12 protein-coding genes are annotated in these 19,123 nt (G+C 33.3%); 2 read left to right on the plus strand and 10 right to left on the minus strand.

Going from position 1 to position 19,123, the window contains the following annotated elements; genetic code table 11:
• Window positions 1-192 precede the first annotated feature (192 nt).
• Window positions 193-588 carry a 50S ribosomal protein L21 gene (rplU, locus tag AC00Y6_RS01890; RefSeq protein ID WP_120211803.1) on the plus strand — a complete coding sequence of 132 codons (396 nt, stop codon included), beginning with the start codon at window positions 193-195 and terminating at the stop codon, window positions 586-588.
• A 28-nt stretch (window positions 589-616) separates the two neighbouring features.
• Window positions 617-874, plus strand: a complete 258-nt coding sequence (gene rpmA / locus AC00Y6_RS01895; RefSeq protein ID WP_072996923.1) for a 50S ribosomal protein L27 — start codon at window positions 617-619, stop codon at window positions 872-874.
• Window positions 875-970: 96 nt separating this feature from the next.
• On the opposite strand, the gene AC00Y6_RS01900 is transcribed toward rpmA, so the two are convergent.
• From AC00Y6_RS01900 to mads5, 10 genes are all read right to left on the minus strand, one after another.
• A complete protein-coding gene (locus AC00Y6_RS01900; protein WP_474488928.1) occupies window positions 971-2,548 on the minus strand; it encodes an ATP-binding protein in 1,578 nt (525 codons plus the stop codon).
• 418 nt (window positions 2,549-2,966) lie between these two features.
• Complete coding sequence (locus AC00Y6_RS01905; RefSeq protein WP_474488929.1) at window positions 2,967-3,530, minus strand: hypothetical protein; 564 nt, start codon at window positions 3,528-3,530, stop codon at window positions 2,967-2,969.
• A 14-nt stretch (window positions 3,531-3,544) separates the two neighbouring features.
• Window positions 3,545-3,859 (minus strand): STAS-like domain-containing protein, encoded by a 315-nt coding sequence (locus AC00Y6_RS01910; protein WP_474488930.1) that lies wholly within the window; start codon window positions 3,857-3,859, stop codon window positions 3,545-3,547.
• A gap of 13 nt (window positions 3,860-3,872) precedes the next feature.
• Window positions 3,873-4,964, minus strand: a complete 1,092-nt coding sequence (locus AC00Y6_RS01915; RefSeq protein WP_474488931.1) for a hypothetical protein — start codon at window positions 4,962-4,964, stop codon at window positions 3,873-3,875.
• A gap of 96 nt (window positions 4,965-5,060) precedes the next feature.
• Window positions 5,061-5,618: a hypothetical protein gene (locus tag AC00Y6_RS01920; RefSeq protein ID WP_474488932.1), complete on the minus strand. Its 558-nt coding sequence runs from the start codon at window positions 5,616-5,618 to the stop codon at window positions 5,061-5,063.
• Window positions 5,619-5,627: 9 nt separating this feature from the next.
• Window positions 5,628-6,320, minus strand: coding sequence for a PP2C family protein-serine/threonine phosphatase (locus tag AC00Y6_RS01925; RefSeq protein WP_474488933.1), 693 nt, complete (start codon window positions 6,318-6,320; stop codon window positions 5,628-5,630).
• Window positions 6,320-11,719: a methylation-associated defense system ATP-binding protein MAD8 gene (gene mads8, locus AC00Y6_RS01930; RefSeq protein WP_474488934.1), complete on the minus strand. Its 5,400-nt coding sequence runs from the start codon at window positions 11,717-11,719 to the stop codon at window positions 6,320-6,322. The genes AC00Y6_RS01925 and mads8 overlap by 1 nt, the downstream gene beginning before the upstream one ends.
• 10 nt (window positions 11,720-11,729) lie before the next feature.
• Window positions 11,730-13,286 carry a methylation-associated defense system protein MAD7 gene (gene mads7 / locus AC00Y6_RS01935; protein ID WP_474488935.1) on the minus strand — a complete coding sequence of 519 codons (1,557 nt, stop codon included), beginning with the start codon at window positions 13,284-13,286 and terminating at the stop codon, window positions 11,730-11,732.
• 2 nt (window positions 13,287-13,288) lie between these two features.
• Complete coding sequence (gene mads6, locus AC00Y6_RS01940; protein WP_474488936.1) at window positions 13,289-17,761, minus strand: methylation-associated defense system protein kinase MAD6; 4,473 nt, start codon at window positions 17,759-17,761, stop codon at window positions 13,289-13,291.
• Window positions 17,746-19,119 carry a methylation-associated defense system restriction endonuclease subunit S MAD5 gene (gene mads5 / locus AC00Y6_RS01945; protein WP_474488937.1) on the minus strand — a complete coding sequence of 458 codons (1,374 nt, stop codon included), beginning with the start codon at window positions 19,117-19,119 and terminating at the stop codon, window positions 17,746-17,748. The genes mads6 and mads5 overlap by 16 nt, the downstream gene beginning before the upstream one ends.
• Between the last annotated feature and the right edge of the window lie 4 nt (window positions 19,120-19,123).

The raw sequence follows: 19,123 nt of genomic DNA on the forward strand, positions 1-19,123 counted from the left end.
GTAATTTTTTAACTTTTTATCTAAACTATTATTAAAAAGCAAACTTATCACCACTTCGTTAGGTTTGAGAGCGGAAGGCGGATTAAACTACCCAATTAATATTCAGAAAATTAAATATTTAAGAATTGGTTTGTGATTTTTAAATAAAATGATTACTTTTGCACCTCGAATAATTATAAAAATTTATAAACAATGTTTGCAATTGTAGAAATAGCAGGGCTTCAATACAAAGTTGAGCAAAACCAAAAGTTGTTTGTGAACCGTTTGAAAGGAGATAAAGGTGCAAAAGTATCTTTTGACAAAGTTCTTCTTACTGTAAACGGCGCAGTAACTGTAGGTGCCCCGGCTGTAAGCGGTATTACCGTAGATGTAGAAATTCTTGACCACGTTCAGGCTGACAAAGTAATCGTTTTCAAAAAGAAAAGAAGAAAAGGTTATGCTAAGAAAAATGGTCACAGACAACAATTAACTCAAATCCTTGTAACTGGTATTACCGGATTTGATGGTGCAAAAAAAGAGGCTAAAAAAGCAGCTCCTAAGAAAGCGGCTAAAGCTGAAGTAACTGAAACCAGCGAATCTGCTGAGTAATTTTTAATCCAAAAAAGCTTAAAATAAGATGGCACACAAGAAAGGGGTTGGTAGTTCCAAAAACGGTAGAGAATCTCACTCTAAAAGATTAGGTGTTAAGATTTTCGGAGGACAAACTGCAATCGCAGGGAACATCATCATCAGACAAAGAGGTACGCAGCATCACCCAGGTGAGAATGTAGGAATGGGTAAAGATCACACTTTACACGCTCTTGTAGACGGTACTGTAGTTTTCAGAAAGAAAGCAAACAACAGATCTTTTGTATCTATTGAACCAAACGCATAATTAAAAGCGTTTTATAAAAATAAAAATTCCGAAGCCTCTAAGTTTCGGAATTTTTTTGTTCAGTTGGGAAAACTTAGATTTTGAAAACATACCTTATCAAACAGGAACAGTAATGTGGACAATTAATCCACCATTTGGATTGTTTTCAAAAACGATGGTTCCGCCTATTGCGGCAATACGGTTTTCCGCATTTCTGATGCCTGATGTAGTCCCTTTACTTCCAGAAGTAAAACCGATCCCATTATCTATATATTTGACGGATAATTGCGTTTCCGAAGAATCAAATTTGATAGATGTAATCTTTGCCTGGCTGTGTTTTACCATATTGGTAAGCATTTCCCGCAAAACATAATAAATCTCTGTCTGAACATTGGCAGGAATAACTTTCCATCGTTCCGGGCTATTGCCCACAATTAGTACTTTCTGATTTTCTGAAGAGTAAGAATTAATCATTTCTGATAATCGACTACCGAAGTACTTATCTATACCATCATCGTCGTCGCGCGCAATATCTCTAGATTCTTCGTACATTCTTTCAATATCGTTGAGTGTTTGTTCTTTACTGAAACCGGGGTTATTTTGGATCTGCATCATCGTATGATAAAGTCCGTTAGCCACCACATCATGAACTTTTTTGGAATATCTTACTTGCGTATTTTTAACTTTGATTTCATTTTCCTGCTTCAATCTCTTTTTTCTTCTTTTATAAATAAAAAATCCACCAAATAAGCCAAATATCAAAGTCCCGATCACAATATTCTGTTTTAAAATATGATTTTGCTTTCGTGCGTTCTCTGCCTTTTCTTTTTCAGTTTCGTAGCGAATCAGAGCGAATTGGTTTTTGGCTCTAGCCCTTGCTGTTTGTAGGCTGTCATTAAGCTTCTGGTACTGTAAAAAAAACGTTTTTGAATTCTCAGGCGTTTCCAAAAGCACCAATTTCTGTAGTGCTTCTAGACGATCATCCGGACTATTTAGCCCCGTTGCTATTGTAAGCATTTTGTGAGCATGAAAAAGGGATTTTACCTTATCTTTTTTACTGAAATAGTCAGATAAATGGGCGTGGCTAGCATTTTGCCCCCAGAGATCATTTCCCTTTTCTCTAATAGCTAAAGCCTGCACCAGCTCCTTTTCCGCATTATAATTTGAATTTTCAAGAAACTTTGTAAAAGCAAGATTATCTACTACCCTAGAATAAGTAACGATATCTTCTTTCAATTTTTTGTTCATCAATAAAGAATCATAATAAGCCCTCGCTCTATCATATTCTTTTTGATATCTATAATTATTGGCTAAATTATTTTTATACTTTACTAACGATTCACTGTCAATTGTATTTTTTATAGCCTCTTTGTAGAAAAAATTTGCCTTGTCATAGTTTCCTAAATTTTTGATTGCGTTTCCCAAATTATTATAGTTTGAGGACAAAATCTCTCTCTGCTCTTTATTAGATTTATCCAAATACTGTAAAGCTTCCAAAGATGCTTCTTGGCTCCCATAATAATCACTATGATCAATCATTATTATAGCCATACTGATCAAACATTTTGCGGCCTGTTCTTTATCATTTCTATTTATGAAAACAATTTTAGCCTTATCAAAATTGACAAATGCACTATCATCTACTTTAGAATCCCAATATTTCCAAGCTCTTTCGTAATATTCATTTGTTGACATCTTATCTGCTTGATTCTTTGAACAAGAAAAGACAACCAGAAAAAAACAGAGGAAAAGATTGGCCTTCATTAAAATAATTATTCCATTTATAAAATGGTTATAAAGTTACGTATATTTAGTTCTCAGAAGGATTATTTGCTGTTTTATTGCCCAAATATTTGCTGTAATGCTTGATAATAATTATTTATAAAAAAACCGCTGTAAACATGACGTTTACAACGGTTAATTATTTACTATTGCTTGACTCGCTGAGTCTTATTTAACTTCTTCAAAAATGAACATGCAAACCAGTCAATGAGTTACGATTTCTATGGTACAAAAATGATTGATAAAAATCGGTCAAAAATTTTCCCAATTTGTGAAGTAACACCCTGTACAAAATCTGCAAGTTTATTAAGAATCAGTAGATTCAATATCTCTAGTATATATTGATTTTATTAATTGCGTCCATTATTTCATTTCTTATTTCTAGTTTATAAGAATTAATTAATGTTGCCTGATCGTTATTAATTGAATCAGTGAACGAATCTTTTGGATTCACAATTCTATCCGTCGTCCGTAGCTTCTGTTGAATCTTATCAAAGTTCCCATTTAGACCATCACCAAAATTATTCGCTATCAAATTTTTAAGATTTTCAGTTTCATCCCGTAATTCTGTAACCGAAAACACAGCTTTCAATTTGGAATATTGACTATCCTTTAAATCTAAATAATATCTATTTGTTAAATTAAGATAACTTTTTAATTCATCAATATAAATATCTTTCTTCTTACGGTGCGAATCGTATGATTTTGTGATTGATTTTGAAATGAAAATAACGAAAATTGCATTAAATAGCAAGGTTACAATATCTTTCAGTTCTATGTTATTTCCAAACTCAAATGAATGGGTTATCAGCAGATAAAAAATTAATGATAGAAGCGCAGAAAAAAATGCGACGTAAAAATATCCTATCTTGATTTTCTTAATGCTGTTTTTCACTATCTTGATAACAATTATTTTGCATCATTCATATACTCATCAATATCATCAAGATAAAAAGGTCTCTGATCCGAAACAATCTCCAAATTATTCTTTACTAATTCGAAACCAAAAGTTCGCACAAGCCCACCAAAAACTTCTTCAAGAAAAGAAGTTGCATAACCAAGTGTTCCATCTAGGATTATTTTGATTTTTTCTCCATTAGAAATTGCTTCCGTAAATCTTGGCTCAACAATTTTAGTTCGGTAAATCTCGCCAGAAAACGGACCTTCATCGGGCGTTCTAACCCCTGGAGTAACAGAAAAATCCTTAACTTTAAGTATTACCATTTGAATGTTCATATTAAAAATCAAAAGTACTAAATTTATTATTAGCCGATATCGACCATTTTATTAAAGTTCCGTTAAAAGTTTTGTCAAGATTCATATATGTTTCTGTTTCAATATTTCCGTACACATTATTTGTTAATATTTCAACTTCATTATAATATTCATTGTCAAAACCCATTTTTATTGAAGGAATACCTTTTCCCCGAAAATACAATCCTGTTGAAGATTGGTAAACTTTTGAGCTACCATGTAGCATAGATTCCAAGATCTTTTCATTCGAACTGAAAAATCCAACAATTGAACTGTACCAGTTTTTATATGTTTTGGACTGTTTCAAACTTTCGAATATTCCTATGCCAAAATCAATAAATTGGAAATCAATTTTCTTTTCTACACGATCATAGGACATGACGAGTAACCATAAATTTTTTTCATTTTCTTGTTGCGACCATTTTGTAGTGTTGGCCATTAACTCCAAAAACAAAGTTTGCAATCCATCATTCACTTTATTTGACCGTTCAAATAATTTTTCAGAAACGTATGTAGCAATTTCTAATCCAAGTTCTGCTTTAACAATTTGATCTCCTTTTATGGTTATTTTGTCACCTTTTTTTCCTAATTGAAAATGAATATTTTCATAAGACGGCTTTATTCCAATTTGTTGAAAAAAATTGTAATAATTTAATAAATCACATAATTCCTTTTTTACAGGATTTATCCCATTAAATTCGATCTTATGCAATTTCAACTTATAAACCAAAGAAATTAACAAAGCTATTGCTGAAAAATCTAGTTTTTCAACTGCACGAAGATCAAATGCGATTCCTCGTTTCATCCTTTTCTTTCTTGCCAATTCACATTTTTCTGCAAAATTTACAAATCCAATACTATTTTCTTTAAGGGAAAATATCTTGGGAGCTTTAATAACCTCATAGGATTTCAAAATTTGACTTCTCAATTGTGAATCCTTCGCCACTTGTTTTGATACTCCCTCGCAAAATCTTCTGATCTTTTTCTTTCTAAGACGTATCTTTACAAAACGTTTATGAGATTTAAAGGATGACATCCATAAATGTCTATCTCTTTTTTGTTTTCTTTTATGCAAAATTTAAACTTATTTTCTATTAAATATTTCTGACTAAATTGTCTTTTCAGTAAAACGTTTAAATAAGATTGTATCTCTCTTTGATATTAAACATCATCATTTATCTTTCTCTTTCCTCAGTGACAAAAGCCCTTTCTTGAACGAAGCAAGCGTCTCACCAAGTTGCAAATTAGTGTTTGGTATTTTTTCAATGATGTTGTTGAACTTTTCAAGGAGGTTATTTACATTTTCTTCATTAATTTCCTTAACTGAAATACTATCAACAATAACTTCTTTTGGTTCTAAACATGGTAGACCGTTAGAAAATAGTTGATACTTATATCCACATTCATAGCTTTCGGAACGATTGATAAAATTACCAGTTTTCACTGTTCGTTTGAATGGTGTAATTTGTACATCAATTTTAGAAATTGCGGCACCGCGGTCATATCCTTTTTCAAATTCAGTTTTTAGTTCTGCTCTGTGATTATCCTTCAATTGGTTTAACTCCTCATTAAAATCATGTTTCAGTTCAGCGATTTGATTTTGAAATCTAATTTCTTGCTGCTGAGATATATTCGAATTTGATTTTGAAATCGAATAATTTTTGAATAACAAATAAATCACCGACAATATCAGTAATCCGATAATCACAAAAGTAAAAGTTGATTCCATATTATGAAATTATGCGTTAATATTTATCAAACTAAAATTATCCACCGCATGTTCCCCAAGATATTCCTCGATTTTTTCCCTCCCATTCTCTTCAGAAAGCAAAAGTCTCAAAAGTTCTAGTGTCATCACATTGTGCACCCCATCAGAACAAATTATAAAAGAATCATCTTTCGAAAAATCCTCAATTTCAAAAATATTAGGAGTACTTTTTTCGCGTTTACCAGAAATTGATCTTGTTACAATATGCCCGTATTTTTTTTGAATTTCAGTTGATTTTCGCAAATCTTCTTCAAACATTTCATTTAGAAAAGAATGGCTCGTTGATTCCCAATCAAGTTTTTCATTCTTCAAAAAATAGATTTTAACGTCTCCAACCCAGAAACAATAAGCAATTTCACCAACTATTAATACGCCTCCGACTGTTGCTCCAGATTTAATTTCATTCTCATCGTTAAACTGTTTTATGGACAAGTTTGCTTTTTTAAAGGCATTTAAAATAGCTTGCTTGTTAAGTCCTGAGACGGTCCTTAAATGAGTTGCGATGTTTTCGGAAACAAGTTTTGCGGCGATTTCTCCTTTTTGATATCCACCCATTCCATCAACCACGAGATACAGGATGCTATTTTGATTAAATTCTTCAATCAAAATAACATCTTCGTTTTTCTCACGAGTTCCAATTCCTGTCAAAGACAAATGTTTCATTAATTTCCTGTTGCTTGTTTAGTTGCACCACCGTGTTTTGTCACTCTTGGTCTAGTTGATATTTTGACTGGCTTTAAAGTTAAACTATGGTCATTGGCTTTCGTCGCCCAAAGAAATGCTTCTCCAGGTTTTAGAATACTCATATCAGCTGGAGTAAGACCATTCAATTGAATCACAGATTTTTGTATATGCTTTAACCATTGTGGAGAATTAAATTTATGTAATAAAACCATACTGCTTAACTCAATGATTTCATTAGGCAAACTTGGTGGATCTTGGCTTGCTATCATTATTGAAACGCCTTTGTGTCGCATTTCTCGAATCGCAGTAACGATACTTCCTGTAAGATCTTTGTTGTCCATATATTTATGGGCTTCATCAAACACTATAAACTTGTTAAAGTGTTTTCCTTTAAATTCTCTTACACCGGAAAAGATATTCAGCATTATCACAAAAAGTCCCAACGCTTCATCTTTCACAATAAATTCATCCCTCAAATCAACGATTACTAGCTTTCCTGGCTCAAGAACTGAACTCAATGAAATTTCATCATCAATATATTCTTGAGCAAAATTCAGCTTTTGTCGCGCAAGTTGTTTCTGTGTATTTGAAAGCAAGTCAGAGTTTTCAACACTTTCTTTAATTGCACTCATCGTGATATTTCGACGGTGCTCTTTCATAATGTATTTTAGTTGCTTGATATATGAAGAGTCGTTTCCAATTGCGCCTAAAAGGAACAGCCAATCTTGAACATTTAATTCTTTAGAACTGAACATTAACGGTCGAACTTCTATTGATGGAAACTCAGCCCTTCGTTCTTCCACTTTATCAAGCGGTGTCAAAATAATTACTTTGTCTAATGAGTCAGGTTCTGCACCATACACCAACCGTAATTTTTCAACTTCGGAATTATTATCATTTGGATAAATCATCGAAGTGAACTCCGGCTCATAATCCATACTTTCACTATAATGAAAAATCACTCCTGCAAGCGGTGAAGGCAAACGGTTTATTTTGTCAAACTGCTTGAGAACCATTTCAGATACAGTCCCAATGGTATAACTTTTTCCTCCTCCTTGAACACCAAATAAACTAATTGTATTGGTATCGGAAAGATCTAAAGCAATTGTTTTATTCTGCAATGTTTTTCCGAGGATACCATATTGCGGACTTTTACTGGCTTTACCAACCAAGATATCAAAATCCACATCTTTCAATTCGTCGGAAGTCCTTTCTAATAATTCTTCGTTCGTGTCGGGAGAATCATTTTCATTTTTGAAATCTAAATCTTCTTCAGATTTATTTTCCACCTCTACTGAAGATTCTTCGTTGATTTCATCTTCATCATCTTGTGAAAAATTATTTTCATCAGATACATCAACAATCGGTTTCTCTTCTTCTTGTTTTAATTTTGACTTAAATTGTTGAATAAATGGCTCCAATTTGTCTTTTGTGTCAAAGGCATTTTCAAACTCTTTTCTAAATTCTTCATCTTCCAATCTGCGAGTATTCAGATCTGAATCCAGATCGAGAATTTCAGCAATAAGTTTTTCACCAAATGTAAATAGAACCGTGTCATCATCAATCATTTCCTTTAAGTGTTTTTGGTCAAAACTAAAATCAAAAATAAATCCGACTCTGTTGAACTTAAATGTAAATCCTTTATCCAAATTTTGAATAAAATCCCAATAAATATTGTATGCATTCTCTGAAATATATTTGTAGCGATATGCACGATCGATGTAGAATGCCAATAGCGATTTCAACTCCTTATTCTTGATGTCTCGATCTAATCTATCTTCAGAAGTGAAATTATTTGGATCATAATGTTGTTTCAGTGCAAATATGGTATTATCAATTTGGTCGATCATTTTATTCTTTAGATCTTCTCTCTCGCCAATTCCAAGATATTTACGGCATTTAATCTCTAATACTGAAACATTTATAGTTCTACTTTCCTTATCGATTGAAATGAACAAATTATCCGCTCTACTTTTTGAGTTTGAGTCCAAATTATCGAATAGATTCTGATGTAAATCAATTGGAACAAGGAAGGCGTTTTCTAATAAACCTTTCTTTTCAAGTACACGTTTTGCAAACGCAGAACCAATAACTTCAAATGCTTTGTTTTTTGAAGAATTCAACTGCATCACAAGTGAACTACTAATCGCGCGCAAATCTTCCAAAATCACTTGTAAGGCTTTTTGACCATCTTCTGAGTCAATGTCAATTCCAAAATCTTGAAAATGTGGACCAAGTATTCCTACAATTTCGCTTGATGGTTTTGTGGTAAGATATGATGAAACCCCTGTAACTTCTTCTCCTGGAATATAATCCAGCAAGAAAGGAATTTTACCATCATCGGACGGCATATCAAAAATTTGCGGACCGAGATTCTTGTCAAAAGTGATTACCCAGTCAGAAAATTCATGAAGATGAGAAATCAACACTCTATCTCTATCCGATAAATTTAAGTTCACAGCCGGAACAGCATCTGTTTTGTGAGAAGCCAATGCTCCTGCAGTGTATTTTTGATAAGTAGTATAAAAACTATTTAATGGTCTATCTTTTTCCTTCCCGAAATCAATAAAGGAAAACCAAGAAATATTATTTCCATTTTTACCTTCCACTACTTCTATCGCATTATCTAAAACCAATCCGTTTAAATAATCTACTTTGTAATCGCGATACGGTTTATGAAGCGTGATATTAGATGCAAATGGATTGACCAAGAAACTTAAATGCGAATCATATTTCGCTGGATTCTGAATATAATCTTCAATTTTGTTGATTGAATAACGCAGTTTTGGAAAAAGTCTATTTTTTGAAGGTTGAGAAAATAACTCCGCTTCTTCTGTAATCGTCGTTTCAGGATTAATCAATTCTTTTAACGCCAATCCGTTTTCTATAAGAGCATCTTCCCCAACAAAAATTCTAATTTCGAATTTAGTGTCGATGTACTCTTTATTTTTACTTGTTTGAATCAACGCATCTGCAAAAACTTCTCCATCACCTACATTAAAAAGATTAATTATGAGTTTATCAGTATAAGGATGTTGAATTAGGAAGTTCTTAATACTTTTCACCACAATTGGTCTGCTTACATCGTTATTCACAAGGTTTGAATAAGAGATGTTCAAAAGCGATCGAAAATAATACTTTACTTGATGGTTCATTGGAACCAAAGTGTCTTTTTTGTCTGCTAACTCCGAGTTCAGATAGATTCCCCACCCAAAAGACAAATCGCCCAAATAATCAAAATTTGAAAAATTATTTGGATCCACAATTACATAAGGATTATTCTGTGGTGTTAGTTTACCTAAAAAAAGATCTTCTAAATTCCCCCAATCTTTAATGTGTCCATTATAATTCAGGGTTTTTTCATGCCAATCCTCAAAAAGATCCATCAGATTTAGAAACCATGCGAGTCGCAAAGGATGTACTGGCGACATAAGGATTGCGGAAACCGGTTGTCCATTTGGAAGACTTGACTTAACCTTAACCATGTCAAGATATTGCACCTCAGAAAAAAGCATCCGCATTTCTTCTTCATTTTCATTTCCTTTGGTGGAGTCATTAATTTGATCATAAAGATCGTTTAGCCAATCTTGATATTCGAAAATATAATTCTCAATTAACTCCCTGTATTCATACAAGTTTGCAGTTTCTATAATTCCATTTTCGGCGTCATTAGATGACTGAATTGCAGAAAATAATTGTGCTCTAAGTTCAAGCAATTTAAGAGGAGCAATATCTGTTAACGAACTTTTTTCAAGGAAGCAATTTTGCAATCCTGTTGCGGTTGAGTTATTACTTAAAGAAGTCGAGACATAACCTAAAACTTCTGGATTAGATAAGAATTGATTCTCTATCAAACGAAGTTTCGTAGATATGATAACTTGATAATTATGCCTTGAAGAATAATTAATATGAAATATTGAATTCAATTTAGGCTTTGAATCGTTTAACCAAACATTTGATGTTTCGCTGGCAACGGGAATTGAGATTGGATTATTATTTCGAAGATTTTCAATATTGAACTTGAAAAATGCTTGAAGAACATTATTCAATTTATCTTTTCTTGTGTTTTCTTCTTTCTCTGTGTTTTCATCAAAGAAATAATCAAAGTCTTCGGAATCGCAAGTCAACTTCCTATTTAATTCTGCTTTCACATCTGGAGTTTTCCCTTCCTCTTCCCAAATTTTTTGAATGGATGCATCACTAAAGTCATCATTTACGTTAAGGATATTTCCATTTTCGTCCTCTGCAATAACTTTAAAAAAGTATGATCCTTCTTCCATTGAGTTGGAGTTCAGTTCTACTTTTGCTTCTCTATAATGCAAAGCAGCGTTGGTATTTGGAGCTTTTCTCAAAACGTTGATTTCCTGACCTGATCCTCCATCAACTGACATCAATATTACTTTAAAGCTTTTTAGTTGCTGAAGGTTTTTAGGTTCGGGTGTTGTAGTATAGCGAATGACAACTTTTGCGTTGGCAGTATTTTTTGCCAACAAAACTTTTTTACCTTCATCATTCACAAAATCTGTTGATCTAATTTCAAGTATTCTCAACTTGATATCATCAAAATCCAAATTTGGGATTTTCCATTTATTAAACCACAGTTCAGGATAATTTTGTGCAACAATATTTACCAAAGAAAATGCTGAAGTAATTTCAGTTTCTTCTTTAAAAAGGTCTATAAAGTTTTTCTGAAGAGTATCTTTCTCCATTTTCAGTTCCTCAACTCGATCGTAAAGCGGTTTGTTGAATGCACATAGATTATTGGTACTTTCAATATTGAGGTTTAATCGAGATCGAAACAACTTGTCATCATTCAACAAATCAACATCCGGAAACAGTGAAAGTAAATTGAGGTGTGTTCCTACGGATTGCAACTCATAATTATCCTGTTCTATTGCTAAAAGATAATCAATAATATTACTTTGTTTCAGCTCATTCGCTTTGATTGTTGTAAATATTTGGTCAATATAATTTCTCTGCAATGCAGGAATTTCTTTGAGTAGGCGTTTTTTTAATTCTGTTTCAACCGGCTCTAATGAAATTTCTTTAAAAGTAGCATTACCGTATGAATCTTCTGCAGCAGTTCTATTGTTTGATGGAATCAAAACCAACAATGGCTTTCGCTGTTGATTTCGATATTCAATTAATTTTGTTGCGGAAATATATGGCGATTCTACTTTATTTTCATTGATAATAAAGGTATCTAAATCTTTGAATTCCTCAGAAAGTGCTTCCCAAAGCATCATTGTTTCTTCATTACCCATTCCGGTAATCTTCATACAGTGACCAGGTTTTGCTTCCTGCAATTCATCACGATACAGTTCGATGATCAAGTCGATAATGTATTGGTAGTAAAGAGTTATGTTTTTAACTTCCATTGGGTAAAATTTACTTTAAAGAATAACGAGGTCTTATTTTTTGAAGGATATATGCATCACTTAAATCATTGTAGAAACCAATCTGTCTCAACTTCAGTTTGAAGGCTTCTACATTTTCTTTGAATGCAATATTGGTATGAAGATCCGCATCTTTGAAACGCTCTTCATTCTGTCCATTGATGATCAATCCGTAGCGTTCACGAAGGTTCTGCATCAGCTCTTCGATAGATAAACTTCTAGTAACAAACTTATCTTCTTCACGGTCTAAAACCTGAATTTGAACTAATGTTTCTAAAAGCCGAGTTCCCAAAACATATCTTCTTGGATGTTTTTTGCTTCTTCCCTGCGCGAGAAATCCACGGTCATTATTTTTTTGGCAAACAGAATCTATAAACTGCAAATGATACTTATACTGATATGGTCCTTTTTCTTTTACCAAAATTTCCACATATTTATCAAAATAAGTTTCTTCGTATTTTACTTTGTCCAGTAACAATGATTTATCTGCTTCATCTTGTTGATTGTAAATAATGTCCCAAAATGCACGAAAAAGCGTTTCATGTTCAGAGAGATTATTTTTTAAAATATGTAATGCTTTATCGACACTTACCGAATCTGCTTTATCAAGATTCAACTTGCTAATAATCGTGTTAATCTTGAAACTCGCTTTAATATATTTGTAGATAGAATTATATGTTCGTTCTGCATCGGAAATTGCCATTGCAGAAATTTTACTTTCAAAATTATCTGTTACATCTAAAACTACCGCCCAATCATCCACAACATCTTTAGTTCCTTCCTCAATCATTTTCGGCAATAGGTGAATCAGTTTATTAATATAAAGCGCCAAATGAAAAGAGATAATCGTTTTCAGATATTCGATTAGAACGCCTCTTGGTATTTCATTTTTATAAACCAATAGTTTTCTTACGTCTTCGCAAAATATTTCATTCTGCTTTTCCAAAATTGGTCTTACTTTGTTCAAAGATGTACTGCTTTCCAAAAATCCAGGTGCAACACTTCTCATTAAGTGCAAAACACCCAAACTATCAACATCAAGGCGATTGCCTCCTAGTAATTGATTTGTAGTTGAATCCCAACCTTCCAAAAGAAAACTAATCAGACTTTCTTTTACTTTTGGATCGTGATTTAACATTAAATATACTTGATCTGCAGTATAATAATCTCTTGTTTTCTGTGCATTTCGAACTCTATAACTTTGCAAATGAATCGGCTTGAGTGAAGAAATCTCTTCCTTATCTGTATTCCCTCGATTTACCAAATTCACCAAATTGGTTCGCATCCACAATTCTACCGCTTGTGGATTTTCCTTGAATCCTTGCAACTCTCCATCTTCTTCCAACTTCCCAAAAATCATCTGCAGTCTCTCTAAACTGATAAATACATTTTCACCTCTTCTCGTTCTTTGAGATGGTCTTATTCCATTATGCTTTAACAACATAAATAAATTAACCAAGGTATTATCGATATTAATCAACTTGGCATCCGGAGTAAATATCAATTCATTCCTAAAAACACTTTCGTCTTTATTTAATTTTATCGGCATAATTAGTATTCTAGTTTCTTGATGGTTATTTTGTTCAAGTTATCTTTCTTCACAGAAAAGAATTCTTTATTGTCAGGTGTCACCACAATTTCATTGTAGTTTAGGTTTTCTAATAGGTTTTTGAAAACCAACAGTTCAATAAATTTCCCTTTCATATCGTTCAATGATGGGCTAAATCCTTTATGGATAAAGTATAGCATCTCATACAAATCGAGCGAAATCGTAAGCGCAATATGCGTGTGCGACTTATTTCTGAAAGTCAAACTATCTGCTTCATATTCCAAATATTTCGTCAAATGATCAGTCTTGTTTACTTTCAATTCAAAATCTGAAAGCGGAAATAGCTTGAATGATTTTCCTTTATGGTCTTTAACTTCGGTGGAAGAAATAACAAGATTTTTCATATCCAAAGTTTTATTGTTACAACCTTCATTTAGGGAAACTGCTCTAGAAATATTCTGAATAATCGATTCATTCAACAAATCGGAACGCAGAATATTTACAAACTCAAATACTGATTTATAAGGAATTCGCAGTAAATAAGCCGGCTTATTCAATTTTTTGGTGTTCCCATTTTCTTCTTCAATCTCCACAACTTCGGTAACTAAATTGAAAAACTTGGCTTCAAAATATTGATGACGAATAAAGGATCTATGCTTTTCCCGAATTTCTTCAATTACTTCTGGTGTCTGCTCGTGAGCGGTAACAAAAGATTTATTCTCGTTAAATGTGTCCAAAAGATTGGCTTCTCTTTCCGCAAATTCCAGATAATCTTTTTCCTGATGTTTTGTAAAAAATAATTCACGATCCAAATTCGGAACTGCCACTTCACCAATATCAGTTTCACGAAGCATTTTCACCAATCGGTCGTTGCTTCCACCATCATCAAAACTTGGATTGGTAATGTTGAAATAATAATATTGCCAATATTTGGAAGGATCATTGGTCTTTAATGATTCTAATTTTTTCACATCTTCACAAGAAAAATCTCTCGTAATTAAGAAAGCAATGAATGAACGAAGATCACGCATCGTGATATGCAATTCCCGCTTCAAACTCACAGTTCGAAGAAGCCATTCCATTCTTGTAACGACTTCATTTCCTGATGCACTGTCATTGATACTTTCGACATTGTATTTGATGAAGCAATCTTTCGCCAATTCACAACTGTCACAGTTTTTCCAAAGATCTTTTCTCGTTAACTGCTTTATTTGTTGTTTGAATAAACTTCCTTCTTCCGCATTTTCAGCAACTACAGAACGAAGATTAAGGTTGATAATCATCAATCCAGGCGGAAGTTGATAATGCCCTTCTTTATCAAAATAATTATCGATGACATCCGCAAGATTTCTATGCTTTGTTGAAGTTTCAAAAAATTCTACTAACCTTCCTTCATTAATCGCAATAATTCTTCCTTCTTTTGCTTGCTCAAAGTTTTTCACATTTTCAAAAGGTTCGAAGAATTTCTCAAGAACATCATTATTCACATTTTCATTTTCATCTTGCGAACCATCATAATTGCTTTCATACTGCATTCCGTTGATTTTGAAACGCGCTCCGTTTTGATGCTCAAAATGTTCTACATCTTTTACATACGGATTCTTTTCAATTTTCTTGATGAAAGCGGTTTTACCATCACCTGCATTTCCTGTGATAATTAAAAGTTTGAAAGTACCGTCAACAATCGCCGGAATCAATTTTTTATCCAATCTTGTTTCCGTGTAAGTGGCTTCATCCAGATTCTTTTCATTCGGATCTGCACTTACTCTTGTTCCGAAGTTCCCGTATCTCGACTGACTGTAAAGCGAATTGATGTAATCTACAATATTGGCTCCTTCAACATCAATTTTGTATGCCTTTATTTTATCTCGATTTTCTTCGAATAATTCTTTTAATGCGGTATGAACTCTTTCAATATTTCCTTCGGTAAAGGTTTTTGCACCGCCATTCCAGAAGTTTTCATTAATGATGTCTTCATTATCAACTCGAAGAATTAATTTCATTGGTTCATCTAACTTCAGACGAAACGATTTGAATTTGGATTTGAATTCCGAAAGCAGATTATCCACAGATTCCGACAAGTTCACATAAGTATTCTGACGGTTGTAAATATTGATATTATAAGTTCCTTGTCTGATGGAAACTTGCGTATGATACAATCTGTTTCTCGTGGACAAACCATCTGTAGAAGCAGGAATTTCATCTAAAATCCGATCTTCAATTTCCAGAAGTGCTTCCTGCATTTCCAAAGCATCTTTGAAACGAACATCTTTATCTGTAGAAATTGCTTTCAAAAGAAAATCAGCAAATTCTCTTGACAATTTTGGTTCAACTTCTTTTGGATCGTTTGGCGCGATACTGATAATTGGCGTTTTCTTCGGATTCCAAGGATATTGTTTGCAAGCCAATTCAAAAAGCGTAACTCCCAAAGCAAAAACATCTGCAGATTTATCCCAATGCACATTATAGTTTTCGTGAATAAGATCCGGTGCTAAATAAGGATTGGTTCCCACAAAATCTTTATTCTGTGTATTGCTCGAAGCCACATTAAAATCAATCAAAACAAATCGCTCACCTTTGTCCCAAATAATATTTTGAGGTTTGATGTCGCGATGCATAATTGGTTTTTCCCTAGATTGCATTTCTACCAATGCTTTCAGCATATCTTTCCCCAATTGCAGAACTTTGTGGATTGATAATCTCGCATCGGTTCTTGTGTAATGGCTTAAATTTTCTCCATCCAAGAATTCCATTACGGTATAAAATTGTCCGTTTGATGCTTCATCGTTCCAAACAAATTTTACAATATTTTCGTGGTCTAAATCTTTTAATGCTTCGTATTCATCTTTTACCGAATTGAAATTCACACTTTCGTTGAAGAGTTTCATCGTAAAGTATTTATCTTGAATACGGTGTTTTACCTTAAATACTCTTGAATAACCGCCTTTACCCAAAACTTTATGAATGGTGTAACTTCCAATCGTGTCACCTTCTTTCAGTTCCTCAAAAGTTGGGACAGTTGGCGATGGAATTGGTTTTGGTTCCGCAGATTCGGAAATATCAGATTTGCTTTCCAATGCATTTGCAATGATTTGCTGTAGTTCTTCCACCGTTTGCAATCTTTGCTGATCGTCTGTAAGAATCGTTTTTCGGCAAACTTCGTCCAACCAAATGGGAAGATTCGGGTTTATTTTGGAAGGCAACAGATTTTCAGGCAGTTTTCCGCCCAATTTATCTAAAGCGTAAGGCGATGAAAACGGTTCTTTTTCGGTAAACAACCAATAAATTAAAACGCCTAATGAATAAATATCCGAAGAGGTGTTCGCATCATTCTCAATGAGTTCTCGTGCGTGATATGCTGTTGCATTTAATTGAGTCATTGTCGGCATCACAGTATAACCCTGTTCATTATGATCAAGGAAATAAGATTTTCCGAAATTTCCCAAATACGCATAACCACTTGCCAAATAAATATTTTCGGGATTGATGTCTCGATGGAAAATTCCCTTTTGATGCGCCTCCTTCAAAGCAACCATTACATTTTCTACAATCTGAAGTTTTTCCTTGAAAGTAAAAGTTTTATGTCTCGCTTCGGATCGCAAAGAATTTTCATCCAAGAAATCTGAAATCTCGTAGAACAAATGGTTTTCATTATCTACAATAAACTCTACATTCAAAATGAAAGGTTTTCCTTTCAAATTCTTTAATGCGTTGTATTGATTTTTAATTTGGTCTTCACGGTTCCGAAGTTCATCGGGCGACATTCCCGAAACTTGCAATGCATATTCCTTCACTCTTCTACGAACCGGTGTGTTGCCTTCTTCTTTAACCAAAAATTCGGTGAAGTTGGTTTGCTGATCCAAGATTTCTACAATTTCGTAACCTTGAACTTCACGCTTTTCTTCCGGTGCTTTTTTGCTTTGTTGACCAGAAAGGAATTTCACAATATCTGTCCGAATATCTTCAATCGCATCTTCGCTTTTTCCCACATTTATCGGATTCCAGATATAATCTAAAAGGCGATCATTCAGCATAAAAGTGAGTTTGTATGCATCCGAAGAAATCACGGGATGATAAACATTGTCATAAGACAGCGTAAGCATATTCTGTATCCACGCTCTTCCCCAATTGGGATTATGTTCCTTGAGTTTGGAAGCCAAAACCGCAGTTTTTTGTCTGCCGGTTTTTAGCGGATTGCTCATTTGGCGATCGTTGAGATACCAATAATTATCATCGCCTTCTATACGACCTTTCCAATCTTTGTTTTCGATATTGAAAATGGCGTGCGGTGTTACCACAATAAGGTCGTATTCCCAATACTGAGTGCGGAAATTTTTCGGATTGGTGGAAGCGATTTCCACATTGGGAATCAGGAAATAATTGTCGGGAAGATTCACTTCCAGAAAATCCAACAGTTTCTTTTCGCCAGCGTTTACCACCTGCTCGAAATAAGGGGGTTTTATGATTGTTGCCATTGGTCGATTTCTTTTTCTATGAGGTCGATTGCGGTTTTTTCTTTAAAACAAGCATTTGAAAAATTCTTCATTGCATTTAAAATTCTTTCACTGATTTCACCATACTTTTCTTCAAAAATTGGAATTGCCAAAGAACTGATTTGATGATTATCTATATGTTTTTGAACACTTCCAAATTCAAAATTTGACAAAATCTTTTGACCTGTTTTTGTTCTAAAAAAAGTAAAAATGTAGGGATTCCAATTTTCTTTATTTTTAGGAATAATTCTAATTAGATTATTCGTAGCTGAAACTCCATCCAAAAATTGATGAACATAAGTTACATAACCAATTGTTCCCGCATCCTGTATTGCTAACCAACCATTTCGTAATATATAATTTTCAATGTTTGCCATTTTCTTCGATAAAAAACTATCCATTTTTGGAAATGCACTTAAAAGATCTGAACCACTTAAAAAAGGAACTCCTAATGCAGGATTATCAGTTCTTACTCTTTTAAAAATATTTGGTGTAAAAACATTTTGAGAAAGTTCAGAAATGGTTTTAGTTGTAATATTTGATTTATTCAGTTTTGCATAAAACCGATCAAACCACAAAGCATTATAAGATGCGTCCAATCTATTATTATGAGAACGAAGTACATTTATCTTTACCGTATAATCTGATATTTTCGTATTATCAGTTTCAGAAAATTCCATCAACTCATCTTCAAAAATTTCAACTGCTTCCTTCAACAAATTATTGGCTTCCACGCGCAGTTGAGCGGACCCTACAATAAGGTTGTGGATTTTTTGTTGAAATTCTTCGGGAAGGATTGGGATTGGAATGTCTTGCAACATCGCTTCAGAAATATAAGGTTGAACTCCACCTGCAGACAATCTATTGAACAAAGCATTCCCATATTTTGAGACCAAAAAAGCGTAGATATATCCTGAATTATTTTTGTCTTTTGCAACTATTCTAATAATATTATCAGAACCCATTGCTTTATTTTCTTCAAATTCTTTGGTTACATAAGAAGTTTGTCCGATTGCACCAACGCGACCAGTTAATATCATTCCTTCTTTCAAGAATGCACTTTCATCAAAACCATATTTTTTAGAATTGTAATTGCAACTTTCAAAAGGATTATTTTTTACAACATCAGAATTACTTAAATATGGAAATCCTCTATCTTTTTCAGTATAAACTCTTTTATTACGACCCGCAGTAAAAATTTTTGGACACAAAGAAATTAAATCTTTGTGTGGCATTTTTTTTAGTTTTTTCAAATATATTGTTCCTTCAGAAATATGATAACTCCCATCAAATCTCATTGCAGAAAAAATATCTTTATTATTAATTTTAAGCGTCTTCATTTTT

It is taken from the genome of Epilithonimonas sp., from assembly GCF_056329745.1.

What these genes read in the sequence shown, in the direction of transcription:
- AC00Y6_RS01920 (WP_474488932.1), bottom strand. Translation starts at nt 5,618, where the DNA reads ATGGAATCAACTTTTACTTTTGTGATTATCGGATTACTGATATTGTCG.
- mads6 (WP_474488936.1), bottom strand. Translation starts at nt 17,761, where the DNA reads ATGGCAACAATCATAAAACCCCCTTATTTCGAGCAGGTGGTAAACGCT.
- mads7 (WP_474488935.1), bottom strand. Translation starts at nt 13,286, where the DNA reads ATGCCGATAAAATTAAATAAAGACGAAAGTGTTTTTAGGAATGAATTG.
- AC00Y6_RS01925 (WP_474488933.1), bottom strand. Translation starts at nt 6,320, where the DNA reads ATGAAACATTTGTCTTTGACAGGAATTGGAACTCGTGAGAAAAACGAA.
- AC00Y6_RS01900 (WP_474488928.1), bottom strand. Translation starts at nt 2,548, where the DNA reads ATGTCAACAAATGAATATTACGAAAGAGCTTGGAAATATTGGGATTCT.
- mads5 (WP_474488937.1), bottom strand. Translation starts at nt 19,119, where the DNA reads ATGAAGACGCTTAAAATTAATAATAAAGATATTTTTTCTGCAATGAGA.
- rpmA (WP_072996923.1), top strand. Translation starts at nt 617, where the DNA reads ATGGCACACAAGAAAGGGGTTGGTAGTTCCAAAAACGGTAGAGAATCT.
- mads8 (WP_474488934.1), bottom strand. Translation starts at nt 11,719, where the DNA reads ATGGAAGTTAAAAACATAACTCTTTACTACCAATACATTATCGACTTG.
- AC00Y6_RS01910 (WP_474488930.1), bottom strand. Translation starts at nt 3,859, where the DNA reads ATGGTAATACTTAAAGTTAAGGATTTTTCTGTTACTCCAGGGGTTAGA.
- rplU (WP_120211803.1), top strand. Translation starts at nt 193, where the DNA reads ATGTTTGCAATTGTAGAAATAGCAGGGCTTCAATACAAAGTTGAGCAA.